Consider the following 12962-nt stretch of genomic DNA (forward strand, 5'->3'; position numbering starts at 1 on the left):
TTGATGACGGACTTATTTTCCCCTGAATACAAACAATGGCTTATTGAGCTAAAAGGCAAAATCCGCTCTAGCCAGTTGAAAGCTGCAGTTGCGGTTAATTCTGCGCTGATTCAATTTTATTGGGAACTTGGAAAAGCAATAAGTGAAAAACAAACCCAATGGGGAAGTCAATTTTTAACAACCCTTTCAAAGGGCTTGCAAAATGAATTCCCAGGCATGAAAGGATTTTCTGTCACTAATCTTAAGTATTGTAGGCTATTTTATGATTACTTCAGGACAGGTGCTAATTCAACAGTTCAAATAAGTCCCCAGCTTGGGGACGAAATAGAAATGGAATTATCTTAGTTAACAATAGAACAAAAGAAACTGTTATAAAATGAACCTAAACCTAACCAATAAAGTCATCCTGATTTCCGGTGGATCCAAAGGAATCGGCGGTGCAATTTCCAGAGGATTGATCGCAGAAGGGGCGATTCCTGTGATGATTGACCCTTCGGAAAAAGAAGGCGCCGAAATCATCGCTTTGGGAGAGGCTTTTCAGATTCCTATCCGCCTTTTCGAAGCTGCTGATTCAGAAAAAGTAGTGAAACTAACATTTGAGAAATACGGAAGAATAGACGGCCTAGTCAACAATGCCGGAGCAAACGACAGCGTAGGATTGGAAAATGGAAGTCCGGAAGCATTTGAAAAATCTGTGGCCAAAAACCTGAACCATTACTATCATATGGCTCATTTCTCCTTGCCTTATTTGAAGAAATCCAAAGGAAATATCATCAATATCTCGAGCAAAACAGCAGTGACGGGTCAAGGGGGAACTTCCGGCTACACTGCTGCAAAAGGTGCTCAACTTTCGCTTACCCGCGAATGGGCGGTAGAGCTTCTCCCCTACGAAATCACAGTAAATGCCATCATCCCGGCAGAAGTTTATACTCCACTTTACGAAAACTGGATCAACACATTTCCAAATCCTGAAGAGAGACTAGCCGAGATTACAGCTAAAATCCCTTTGGGAAAACGCATGACTACGCCTGAGGAAATTGCTTCAATGGCTATTTTCTTACTTTCCGACAAAGCCGCACATATCACAGGACAGCATTTATTTGTAGATGGCGGATACACCCATCTTGACCGAGCTTTATAACCCTACCCATGACCCAAAAACCTGCCTTAGTCCCCAAGGAACTAATCCTTCCATTTATCTTAATTACGTCCCTCTTTGCACTTTGGGGCTTCGCAAATGATATCACCAACCCTATGGTGGCGGCATTTAAGCGAGTTCTAGAACTGAATAACACGCAAGCATCTTGGGTGCAAATGGCCTTTTATGGAGGGTATTTTACCATGGCCTTGCCCGCCGCTTTTTTCATCAAAAAGTATTCTTACAAAACAGGAATTCTACTCGGTTTGGGTCTTTACGGGTTCGGGGCCTTGCTTTTCTATCCCGCTGCAGCTTGGGAGAGTTATGGCTTTTTCCTAGCCTCGCTTTATATTTTGACTTTTGGTTTGGCCTTCTTAGAGACTACTGCCAATCCCTATATTTTGTCCATGGGCCCTGAAGCCACAGCCACTCAACGATTGAATTTGGCACAGGCTTTCAATCCCATGGGAGCATTGGCTGGATTATTTGTAGCCAAGCAATTCATTTTGAATGCACTTCAATCAAATGCAACAGATGCAGATGGAAATATCATTTTCTCTTCGCTGGATGAATCGGCAAAAGCAGTGATCCGATCAGCTGACTTGATTGTAATTAGGAATCCATATGTGATGCTCGGCCTAGTAGTTATCGGAATTCTAGTAGTCATTGCCATGGTAAAAATGCCGGAAAGCAAAGAGACAGGCAAGGTTGAGTTCAAAGCAACAATGGGAAGATTGCTGAAAAACAGAAACTTTGTAGAAGGTACGCTTGCCCAGATGTTCTATGTAGGAGCCCAAATCATGGTTTGGACCTACATCTATCAGTATGCCGAAGTATTAGGAATTTCAAATGCGGACGCAGTGAATTATGGCTACGCTGCACTAGTCATATTTTTGATTGGGCGATGGATTTGTACGTTTTTGCTTCGCTACATCTCCCCTACTAAGTTGCTGAGTATCTTTTCAGTGCTTGCAATTCTATTCACCGCTGGAGCAATTTTCCTACCCGGGATGTACGGACTTTATTCACTGGTGGCAATTTCCTTCGCAATGTCCTTGATGTTTCCTACTATTTACGGCATCGCCTTGGACGGATTGGGTGAGGACTCAAAGTTTGCCGCAGCATACCTAGTAATGGCTATTGTAGGCGGTGCCATTATGCCTACACTGCAAGGAATGATCATGGACATCGGCGGAATTGGGTACGATGATACCTTGATTTTGGGTGTTCCTGAAGTCAATTTCTCTTTTATTCTTCCTCTCGCCTGCTTCTTGATGGTGTTGTTGTTCAGTTTGAGGGTTAAGCAATTGGAAAATTGAAGAATTGGAAAATTGGAAGATTACTACGCTGCTTTTGGCGCAAGTCTCATGATCTATTTATTTTGGCGCAAGTCTCACGACCTGCCTGACCGGTAGGCAGGCTTGTACCGAGTCCAATTGCAGTCTTCAGACTGCCAATTAAAAGAAAAACCCAACTTTTGCAGTCTGAAGACTGCATTTTAATGAGTCCAAGTCTGAAGACTTGAACTAACATAGATTTTAAAATAGTTGAAAATAATAAAACTATGAAAACCCAAACCTTTGTATTGATCTGTGATCTGAAAGACGACAAGGAAGCGATTCAAGCCTATGTGGAATGCCATAAAGCCGTGGCTCCTGAAATCATAGAAAGTATACGGGAGGCTGGTATTTTGCAAATGAGCATTTATTGCTGGCGTCACAGACTGAGCATGATACTAGTTGGGGACGAAAACTTTACTTTCGAAAAGAAAGCCGCCTTAGATAATGCCAACGAGAAAGTGCAGGAATGGGAAGCTTTTGTCGGACAATACCAAACCAATTTACCCGGCACACCTGATAATTGGCGCTGGCAGTTAATGGACAAAATTTTTGAATTCAACGCCTAAAATAAATACCTATGCAAAAATCACTTTTAGTACTCATCCTCATTATGTGCAGCATGATTGTCAATGCTCAAGAAATTATTCTCCCCCTCTGGGAAGGCACTCCTCCACTCCAGAATGATATGGGATTGGAAGAAAAAGCCATTGAAGAAGGAATCATCCGGATAGAAAATGTACAGATCCCCCAGATAGAAGTTTTTCTACCTAGTAAGCAAATGCGTACTGGCCAGACAGTAGTTATTTTCCCTGGGGGAGGATATCATATCTTGGCTTACGATTGGGAAGGAAGAGACTTTGCCAAATGGCTAAATACACAAGGTATAGTGGGGATAGTAGTGAAATATAGACTTCCGGATTCCAAATCTCTGACTGATGCAAAAGAAGTCCCCTTACTTGATGCCCAGCGTGCCGTGCGCCTTACCAGACATCATGCTGAGGAATGGATGATAGATCCCAGCAAAATAGGTGTGATGGGTTTTTCGGCAGGTGGACACTTAGCCTCGACGGTCAGTACCCAATATGCACATGAAGTAGATAGACCAAAAGATGCTATCGATGCACTTTCTGCCCGTCCTGATTTCTCCATTTTGGCCTATCCTGTTATCTCATTTAGAGATGCGGGTGCGCATTCTGGTTCCAGAAAAAATCTTATCGGTGAAAACGCCAGCCAAGAATTGATTGATCGCTTTTCTGGCGAATTGAATGTAACTGCTGAAACTCCTCCTACCTTCCTCGTGCATGCTCAAGATGATAGCGGAGTCCCTATAGAAAACAGTTTCCTTTACTACAAAGCTCTGCATGCGCACCAAGTGCCCGCTTCTTTGCATATCTATCCCAAAGGAGGACATGGCTTCGCTTTCGGCTTGGGAAAAGGCCCTGTAGATGGCTGGAGAGATGTGTTGTTGGATTGGATGAAAGATTTGAAATAGTGGGTTCACGTCATTGCGAGGGAAGAATGACTGAAGCAATCTCAGTCGGATTGCTTCGTACCTCGCAATGACGGGAAAGTTATTTCCTTCTTTCAAGATAAAGCACCTACAACTGTAAATTTCTACGTCATTGCGAGGGAAGAATGACCGAAGCCTGCCTTCCGCAGGCAGGCAATCAAAAAGTTTTGAGCGGGATTGGCTCTCCGAATTAAACGGATCGCATGGTCGAACACACAATTTCCCCTACCATCCTTTAATTTCATCCCATAAATCTTTCCAATTTGGGTTCATTGAATTTATCGAATCCTCCTTTCCCTTCCTACTGCCACCTTTAATCTGCTTCTCCCTTGCAATTGCCTCATCAATGGAGTGAAAAGATTCAAAAAACACTAGCTTAGTCAAATTGTATTTAGTTGAAAATGAATTAGGATTGAGTTTGTTTCTATGTTCATATACTCTCCTTAAAAGATCATTCGTAACCCCAGTGTACAGTACTGTATGTCTATGATTGGTCATGATGTAAACAGCTCCACCCTTTTGCATAGTTTTAAATTAATAAAAAATAATATCCCTGAGTCGAGGTGTAACGATGCAATTTCAAATCATCCCAATTTAGATTGCTTCGTGCCTCGCAATGACGGAACCTGTCCTTAACTTTACAACTCCGGAATTTTAAAATAATCCAGTCCGCTACTGCGTACAAGTACTTACAAGCTGAAAAATGATCAAAGTAATCGCTTTTGATGCCGATGATACCCTGTGGGTAAATGAACCGTTTTTTCGCGAAGCGGAGGAGGAATTTGGGAGTTTGATGGAAGATTTTATGCCAAGGCACAGCAGTATAAAAGAACTCTATCGCACAGAAATAGAAAATCTTGGTTTGTATGGCTACGGTATTAAAGGCTTTATGCTATCGATGATCCAGACAGCCCTCCGCATTTCCGAGCATAAAATGCCCGTGAAGTTTATCGATAGAATTATGGAGATCGGTTATGACATGATGCAAAAGCCAGTGGAAATCCTACCCGGCGTAGAGGAAGTCTTGGCAGAATTACACGACGGATATCGTCTGGTCATGGCTACCAAAGGAGATCTGGTAGATCAGGAGAGAAAACTAAAAAAATCAGGATTGGATCATTATTTCCATCACATTGAAATAATGAGTGAAAAAAGAGTAGCAGATTTCGAGAAGATTGTCCGGCATCTCGATGTGTCACCTGAGGAATTTTTGATGATGGGAAACAGTCTGAAATCAGATGTTCTTCCAGTATTGGAACTTGGCGGTCATGCCATCCATATTCCCTTTCATATCACTTGGGAGCATGAGAAAATCGAGCATGAAGTTGCCCATGAGAATTTCTATCAGGCAGAGCATATCACCCAGGTGGTGGAGATGATTAGGAGAATGTAGGGTGTTGGATGTCAGGTGCCGGATGCTCTCTTCCGATCATTAGACTCTACTATTATCACCTCCTTTTTATTAGCTAAAAAAATAAATTGGTGTATACTTTCTTTCCATTCAAAGTCCCTCCCAATTTTTCTTAAGCACAAAATTATTCTGATTTGAATCGTTAGTGGTCGGGAATTTTTATAATCTTCTGGAAAACTTTAAAAAAGACATGAATCGCTCAGCTGGACTAAGTTTCAAAAACTCTTCCTATTTAAGTTGATTGCTTTCCTCTTTTGTCATAAAGCGTATTTCCATAACCCAATTTAACCCGCATTATGCATTAGCAAATCTACTACGGCTTCAAACCGCCTCAAAATCAGTCGCTATGCTTCACTTTTCGCTCCTGCCTTTGCCGGCAGGCTCACCGTCCCGTACGTACGGGACGACTTGATCTCCAAAGTGACTGATTTTCTTGCAGTTTGAACCCTTCCCGATCCGCCGCGGCGGACGGGACAGGCTGTTACGAATCCTAATGCATAGTCCGGGTTTAAAAAGGATCTACTCTTTCACAGCAGAATTATCAGACTTCATTTCGTCTCCCCTCTTCCTTCTCCAAGCATCGGCCATCCGACACCCGACATCCAGCATCAAACACAGGACATCCAACACGCCCCTATATCCTCGCCTGATACGTATAAAGTTGATAATACCTGCCTTCCAAAGCAATCAGTTCATCGTGCTTGCCCCGCTCCACAATATTACCTTTCTCCACCACCAATATCTGGTCTGCCTGGCGGATCGTGCTCAGTCTGTGAGCAATCACAAATGTCGTTCTACCTTTCATCAATTCTTTCAAACTTGCCTGAATCAACGTTTCCGATTCGGTATCCAGATTTGAGGTAGCTTCATCAAGAATCAGAATCTTAGGATCTGCCAAGATCGCCCTGGCTATAGCTATTCGCTGTCTTTGGCCACCAGAGAGCTTCACTCCTCTTTCACCTATCAACGTATCCAGACCGTCCTCAAACCTATCCGTAAACTCCTGCACATGTGCAGCTACAACAGCTTTTTGCAAATCTTCTTCGCTGGCATCGGGCCTTGGAAATAGAATATTTTCTCTAATCGTACCTTCAAACAGAAAATCATCCTGCAGCACTACCCCAAGCCTAGAGCGGAATGACTCCAAAGTCACTGTCTGTAGGTCATTTCCGTCCAAAGTGATTTTACCCGAATGTGGGCTCAAGAAAGTAGCAGCGAGTCCAGCGATAGTGGTTTTCCCAGATCCTGAAGTTCCCACCAAAGCAGTGACCGAGCCTGCCGGAGCAGTGAAACTTACTTCTTTGATCACTTCTTTATTCTCCTCGTAGGCGAATGACACATTATCGAAAGCAATATCCCCTCTAAATTCGTTCAAGACCAAAGTTCTTGTGCGATCATCTGCTTCAAGAGGAGTATTCATAATCTCCTCCGTCCGATCAAGACCTGCAAAAGCCTCCGTAAGTTGACTTCCTATATTTGACATCTGCACAATCGGTGCGATCATAAAACCTAAGTATAGCGTGAAAGCCAGAAAATCCCCAAAGGTCATGTCGCCTTGCATGATCATATAACCTCCCATTCCCATGATTCCAGCAGAAGCCAATCCCAAAAGCAAAGCTCCCATAGAAGTCACAAAACTCGTGGCAGTCAAACTTGCTTTTACATTCTGAAAAAGCTCATCCACACCTCTAGCAAACGTATTAATCTCCTGCTGCTCGGCATTGAAACCTTTGATGACTCTGATACCTCCAAGAGTCTCCGTCAATCTACCAGTAACCTGTGCATTGATTTTGCCACGCTCACGGAAGATTGGTCTGATTTTGCCAAAGGCTTTTAGAGAAACCAAACCAAAAACAACCACTGGAAGCAGCACATAAAGCGTCATCATCGGGCTGATACTTATCAAAAGAAAAAGCGAGATAACTGCCGTCAACACCCCTCCTACCATCTGTGCGAATCCGGTTCCGACTAGGTTGCGAACTCCCTCCACATCCGTCATGATTCTGGAAACCAGTTCGCCCGTCTTCGCATTGTCAAAGAACCGAATCGGCAGCTTAATTATATGTGCCTGAACTTGAGATCTTAGCTTAGAAATCAGATTTTGAGCCTCTACGCTGAGTATCTGTGTAAGTGCGTAAGATGTGACCGACTGTACCACAATTGCCAGCACTACCCCTCCGATCAGCCACTTAAGCATAGTCAGATCATTGGAGGGAATTACATCATCTATCAAGATCTTACTCGCTCCCGGCAGTACCAGACTGGCAAGCCGTGAAATAATGATCAAAAATAGTCCCAAAAATAAATGCTTTCTTCGGGGCCAAATAATGGTCTTAAAGACCTGCCCCATGGTGACCTTACGCTCTGCTGTTCTAGCCATGAAATAGTATGTTAAGTTTGAAAAACCCGATTTGGGTAATTCAGGTTCATAATCAGAAAAAACAACTTGAGAAAAGAAAGAATTCAATTGCTCACTTTGCCGTGGAGAAGCTGACACTCGCCCCTCCCGAAGGCTTCAATAAATGAAATAAGAAATTAGGCATTCTATCAATTTTTTTTAACTTTCATTTTCATTTTTTTGACCATGAAAACAATTTTTACCTCATCTACAGTCTGGAAAAAGAAAGCAGTGGTTTTGCTCCAATTCGATTATAATCAAGAGCTTATAGAATTGGTAAAAACCCTGTCCATGGCAAAATGGAACCCCGAACGAAGGGCTTGGTCGCTCCCCTATTCGGAAGGCATTGTGGAAGAACTTCTCATCTTATTCAAAGGCAAAGCATGGATAGATTATTCCGGTTTCAAGAAAATAAAAGCAGGACAATTACCTGCAAACCTGCCGGAATTGGCACCCGACTTAGACCAAGAAATCAGAAAGTTTATAGCCTGGATGCAGAACAGACGCTATGCCGAATCCACAGTAAAAACCTACAGCCAGAGCCTTAGCCTATTTTTTCGCTATACGAAAAACAAAAAACCTGAAGAAATAAGCACTGAGGATTTGGAAAACTTCCACCAAAATTATATCCTTAGGAGAAAATACTCAGTTAGCTTTCAATCTCAGTGATCAATGCGGTAAAGCTGTATTTTTCGAACAAACAAAAACGCAAGCTCGAACCAATAGAGATCGAAAGACCCAAAAGGCCCAAACAGCTACCCCATGTTCTCAGCAAAGAAGAGGTGAAAGATATACTCCAAGCGCACAAAAATGTAAAGCATCGGACGATGCTCAGTCTCATCTATGCCTGTGGACTAAGGCGAAGTGAATTATTAAACCTCAAACTGGAAGATGTGGATTCCAAGCGGGGCCTACTTCGAGTAAATCATGGAAAAGGGGCTAAAGATCGGCTAGTGCCGGTAAGCGAGAAGGTAGTTGAAATGCTCAGGGAGTATTACAAACTAGAAAAACCAATGACTTATTTATTTGAAGGCTCAAAAGCAGGACAAGCCTATTCCAGTAAGAGCCTAGAGAATGTACTCAATCAGGCTATCAAAAAAATAAGGATGAAGAAGAAGCCCACACTGCATTGGCTAAGACACTCCTATGCCACCCACTTGTTGGAAAGTGGCACAGATCTACGTTATATACAGGAATTGCTAGGTCATCAGAGCAGCAAGACCACAGAGATATACACCCATGTATCGACACACTCCCTGCAAAAAATCAAATCCCCTTTCGATGATCTGTAGAAAAATAAACCGCCACAAAAAATGGAGTTTTGTGGCGTTTAGCCACCCAAAATCAGAAGATAAACGCCATAAAATGGCGACAATAAATAAGTTATGTGCAACCCTAAGACAGACAACACTACTCAAAGTAACTGTAGGTATAGTCGTTATCAACAGCTTGACAAGACCCAATTTAGAACGATATTATGAAAGAGTTTTTGTACGACAACAGAATATATTATAGCCCAATTGAGTTCGCTATGACACATGTAGGCGGAACTTGGAAAATTCCAATTCTATTGTGTCTTCGGAACGGTTCGGTACGGTATGGTGATTTGAAAAAAACTATACCTCACATTTCAGACAAAATGCTGTTTACCCAATTACGGGAATTGGAAGATAAAAATATGCTCACCAAACATACATTTTCTGAAAAACCCCCGAGAGTGGAATATCAACTGACTGAAAAAGCTAAAAAAGCTCTACCCCTTATTGACCAGTTAACAGAATACGGCATTTCCCTGATGAAAGAAGCAGGAATTGACTGAAATTCTGTATTGCTATTTCAATGACTTCATTTTCCTTTATATACAAAAAAGTATATAAAAACGACACCTCAATTTTAGGTTTTAGATTTGTTGCGAACAAATTTTAATTAACATGGAGCATTTAAAACATCAAAAAGATTGGCTGACGATACCGTCCTTACCTTGTATAGCCATAGAAGAAACAATTACCTTTTGGGAGATGATGGGTTATACAACTACTTATAAAATGACCCGCCCTTACCAATACGGTATCGTTGAAAGGGGCGGATATGAGTTGCATTTCGGTCGTGTGAAAGGAATGGACGCAAAGAACAATCAGTATAGCGGTTGTCTTGTTATGGTGTCCGATGTAGAAAATGTGTACAAAGAGTTTACCCAAAGGTTCAAAAAAAACTCGGGAAGAGTTCCACATTCGGGAATACCAAGAATTTCCCGAATGAAGCCGGGAACTGCAAGATTTACGTTGACGGACGTTTCGGGAAATTCCATTATCTTCATCAAATATGGAAAAGAACACGATGAAACGTATGAAAAGGCATTTGACGAAAACCAAAGCCCTTTACAGAAATCCATTGCAAAGTCCATAGTATTTAGGGATTACAAAGAAGATGAAAAAGCATCAGCCAAAACGTTAGATGTTGCATTGCAAAAAGTCGAGAATGAAGGTCAAATAGATATAGCGGAAGCATTGCTTATGCGGATAGACTTAGCGAGCAATATGAATGACCCGATACGTGAGGAAGAATGCAGGGCACTATTGAACCAAATAGCCTTGACAGCCGAAGAAAGAGAACGTTTGACCCAAAAGCATAACGGTAACCTTTGACTTTACGAACAAGGGAAAACAAAAGGGTATGCCCATAACAGAGGTTTTGCAAAAAAGCGGGTTCAGTGGTTAATTTAACATCCTACCTCGTATCAACATTTGTGCTTGTTTGACAGTTTAGTACTTCGAAATCCGCTTCTTCGCAAAGCCAGAAACCGTTGTAGGTAATTAAAAATAACGATATGAAAAAAATAGTATTAATAAATTTTATTTTGACTCTGATATGTATTTCATGTCAAAATCAAAAGTCAAATGAAATTCAAGCTATTGAAAATGGTTTATTATTAGAAACGCAGGTTATAGGCAGTACTATAAAGACTTTTAATATTATTGATAGAATGAAATACTATAAAGTTCCTGGAGTGAGCATAGCTGTGGTGGAAAATGGAAAAATCAAATGGGCGAAAGGATATGGGATAGCTAACACTAATACTGGACTAAAAGTTGACGAAAACACGTTATTTCAAGCAGGCTCCATTAGCAAACCTATAGCTGCCTTGTCTGTTTTAAAATTAGTAGAAGAAGGAGTACTCAACCTTGATCAAGATGTAAATATTTATCTAAAAGATTGGAAAATTCCAGATAATGAATTTACAAAAAATGAGAAAATTACTCTTCGTAGGCTTTTGACACATACAGCAGGAATAACTGTTCATGGATTTCCAGGTTACAAACAAAGAGATAATTTCCCATCTATAACTCAAGTATTAAATGGCGAAGGAAATACGCCAAAAATAGTTGTGGATACTATTCCAGGTAATATTTGGCGATATTCTGGCGGAGGTTATACTATTCTTGAAAAAATAGTTGAAGAAATTAGTGGACTACCGTTTGAAGTATATATGGCTAATCATATACTCGAACCTATGGGAATGAATAATAGTAGTACCTATGAGCAACCTTTAGGAATAAATTATCAGTCTAATGTGAGTGCTGCATATAATTTTCAAGGAGAAATTATCGACGGATTATGGCATAATTATCCAGAACAAGCTGCTGCTGGTTTGTGGACAAACCCAACAGATTTAGCAAAGTACTGTATTGAAATTCAAGATATCTTAAAAGGCAAAGAAAACGGTGTTTTATCAAAAGAGACCATTGTTCAAATGTTAACTAAACATGAAAACAATTGGGGTTTGGGTCCTTCATTACATTCGGATGAGAATTCTTTAATATTCAGGCATGGGGGTAAAAATGCGGGTTTCACAAACAAGTTTATCTCGTTTTCAGATCGTGGAAGTGCTGTAATCGTTATGACGAATGCTGATAATGGAGATGGACTTATTGACGAAATTTTAAGATCTGTATCCAGTTATTACAATTTAGGAATAAGCAATCCTAGAATGGTTGAACCTATTAAATTGAGTGAAGAAGAACTAAACAAATTTGTAGGTAAATACAAACTTAATTATCAAGTTCCAGAAATAGGTGATTATATTATTGATATAAGCATAAAAGATGGTGAACTATTTGTTAATGACACAAATAATGGAGACACGAAAGTATTAACCGCTTTAGGAGATTTAAAGTTTATCGATTTAAAAATAGGAGATCAAGGATTATTTCAAATTAATAATGAAGAAATTGGTTTACTTTGGGGTACTAATCGATTGCAATTCTACAAAATCGATTAGTGAAAAACTACCTACAACAGCGTATATAACTTATGGCGGGGAAGGTGGTAAAATCAAGCTTTGTGTTTTTAAGTAAGTTTGTTGCAAGCCGACAAGAAAGGGCTTCAAAAACCGCCACAAGTCATATACGCGAACCGTTAAAGGGCATTTTAAAAGACAACCGTTAAACAGTGAAATCAAAACTAACATATATAGCTTATCTATTTCCATTATTAGCAATGTCATTAATTATTGTTTCGGCTAAAATTATAATTGACAATTATCCTATTGACTTTTTAAAACTAAGATGGATAGACTATTTTATGACAATCTTATTTTCCGTAACTCTTGTTTGGCTTATTAAATTTGAGACATTAAGAAAATTGATATTTATCGAAATTACCGACAAGCAAATTGTTATTCAAAACATCTTTTTTAGTAAAAGAAATATTTCTAAAAATGACCTAGTTGGTTTTGAAACTCAAATAGAATCAACAAGACTCGGAAACTTTGAAGAAACAAAAATTTTAATAAAAAACGGCAGTAGAATCATTTTATCCGAATTTTTCATAGACAACTACAAAGACATAAAAAACAACGTGACAAATAATCTAAAAGATCATGGTGGAGCAAGGAAAAACGCCCTATAACAGCACCTACCCTAAAGGCGGGGTTTCGTGTTCCAAAGATAGTTTTGTGGTTAATCAAGAATTAGTTTTTCAAATCAAGTTTTGTGGTAAAAATCCCGCCCTTCGGGTAGCTGCAAAACGTCAGACTGTCTAAAAACCTCTTCAAGATTTCACTAAAAATACCCACTATCCCGATGGGACTTATGGGGTGATTTTTGTATCTTTTTATATGAAATTTATCCAAGGAACTGACCGCACCCAGCTCGCACTTTTTCCCA

The 12962-nt window shown here is 40.4% G+C and carries 15 protein-coding genes; 12 read left to right on the forward strand and 3 right to left on the reverse strand.

Annotation, left to right across the window (positions count from 1 at the left end; all coding sequences use genetic code 11):
* Nucleotides 1–3 precede the first annotated feature (3 nt).
* The 5 genes from SYJ56_RS21295 (at nt 4) to SYJ56_RS21315 (ending at nt 3970) form a co-directional block, all read left to right on the forward strand.
* Nucleotides 4–345 (forward strand): DUF1016 N-terminal domain-containing protein, encoded by a 342-nt coding sequence (locus tag SYJ56_RS21295; RefSeq protein ID WP_323837708.1) that lies wholly within the window; start codon nt 4–6, stop codon nt 343–345.
* 31 nt (nt 346–376) lie between these two features.
* On the forward strand, nt 377–1141 hold the full coding sequence (locus tag SYJ56_RS21300) for an L-fucose dehydrogenase (RefSeq protein WP_323837710.1): 765 nt from the start codon (nt 377–379) through the stop codon (nt 1139–1141).
* Nucleotides 1142–1149: 8 nt separating this feature from the next.
* Entirely contained in the window at nt 1150–2457 is a 1308-nt protein-coding gene (gene fucP / locus SYJ56_RS21305; protein ID WP_323837712.1) for an L-fucose:H+ symporter permease, read from the forward strand.
* Between the two features lie 245 nt (nt 2458–2702).
* Nucleotides 2703–3044 (forward strand): L-rhamnose mutarotase, encoded by a 342-nt coding sequence (locus tag SYJ56_RS21310; RefSeq protein WP_323837715.1) that lies wholly within the window; start codon nt 2703–2705, stop codon nt 3042–3044.
* Nucleotides 3045–3055: 11 nt separating this feature from the next.
* A complete protein-coding gene (locus tag SYJ56_RS21315) occupies nt 3056–3970 on the forward strand; it encodes an alpha/beta hydrolase (protein WP_323837717.1) in 915 nt (304 codons plus the stop codon).
* A 243-nt stretch (nt 3971–4213) separates the two neighbouring features.
* Here the strand turns inward: SYJ56_RS21315 and SYJ56_RS21320 are convergent, their stop codons facing one another.
* On the reverse strand, nt 4214–4513 hold the full coding sequence (locus SYJ56_RS21320) for a GIY-YIG nuclease family protein (protein ID WP_323837719.1): 300 nt from the start codon (nt 4511–4513) through the stop codon (nt 4214–4216).
* A 178-nt stretch (nt 4514–4691) separates the two neighbouring features.
* Here SYJ56_RS21320 and SYJ56_RS21325 point away from each other — a divergent pair, with 178 nt between their 5' ends.
* On the forward strand, nt 4692–5381 hold the full coding sequence (locus tag SYJ56_RS21325) for an HAD family hydrolase (RefSeq protein ID WP_323837721.1): 690 nt from the start codon (nt 4692–4694) through the stop codon (nt 5379–5381).
* Nucleotides 5382–6033: 652 nt separating this feature from the next.
* Here the strand turns inward: SYJ56_RS21325 and SYJ56_RS21330 are convergent.
* Nucleotides 6034–7779, reverse strand: coding sequence for an ABC transporter ATP-binding protein (locus SYJ56_RS21330; protein WP_323837723.1), 1746 nt, complete (start codon nt 7777–7779; stop codon nt 6034–6036).
* A gap of 204 nt (nt 7780–7983) precedes the next feature.
* On the opposite strand from SYJ56_RS21330, the gene SYJ56_RS21335 reads away from it, so the two are divergent.
* The 6 genes from SYJ56_RS21335 to SYJ56_RS21360 all read left to right on the forward strand — a co-directional run bounded on the left by SYJ56_RS21335 (nt 7984) and on the right by SYJ56_RS21360 (nt 12705).
* Nucleotides 7984–8466 (forward strand): phage integrase N-terminal SAM-like domain-containing protein, encoded by a 483-nt coding sequence (locus SYJ56_RS21335; protein WP_323837725.1) that lies wholly within the window; start codon nt 7984–7986, stop codon nt 8464–8466.
* A 113-nt stretch (nt 8467–8579) separates the two neighbouring features.
* The gene (locus SYJ56_RS21340) at nt 8580–9089 is read left to right on the forward strand and encodes a tyrosine-type recombinase/integrase (protein ID WP_323837727.1); all 510 of its coding nucleotides are present in this window, start codon (nt 8580–8582) and stop codon (nt 9087–9089) included.
* Between the two features lie 185 nt (nt 9090–9274).
* Nucleotides 9275–9616 (forward strand): winged helix-turn-helix transcriptional regulator, encoded by a 342-nt coding sequence (locus SYJ56_RS21345; protein WP_323837729.1) that lies wholly within the window; start codon nt 9275–9277, stop codon nt 9614–9616.
* A 112-nt stretch (nt 9617–9728) separates the two neighbouring features.
* A complete protein-coding gene (locus tag SYJ56_RS21350; protein WP_323837731.1) occupies nt 9729–10442 on the forward strand; it encodes a VOC family protein in 714 nt (237 codons plus the stop codon).
* Between the two features lie 182 nt (nt 10443–10624).
* Complete coding sequence (locus SYJ56_RS21355) at nt 10625–12076, forward strand: serine hydrolase domain-containing protein (RefSeq protein WP_323837733.1); 1452 nt, start codon at nt 10625–10627, stop codon at nt 12074–12076.
* A 170-nt stretch (nt 12077–12246) separates the two neighbouring features.
* A complete protein-coding gene (locus SYJ56_RS21360; protein ID WP_323837735.1) occupies nt 12247–12705 on the forward strand; it encodes a hypothetical protein in 459 nt (152 codons plus the stop codon).
* Between the two features lie 61 nt (nt 12706–12766).
* Here SYJ56_RS21360 and SYJ56_RS21365 read toward each other — a convergent pair.
* A partial coding sequence (locus SYJ56_RS21365; RefSeq protein WP_323837737.1) for a hypothetical protein occupies nt 12767–12962 on the reverse strand: 196 nt, incomplete at its 5' end.

Origin of the sequence: Algoriphagus aurantiacus (assembly GCF_035156405.1) — a bacterium.
Taxonomy (GTDB): Bacteria; Bacteroidota; Bacteroidia; order Cytophagales; family Cyclobacteriaceae; genus Algoriphagus; species Algoriphagus aurantiacus.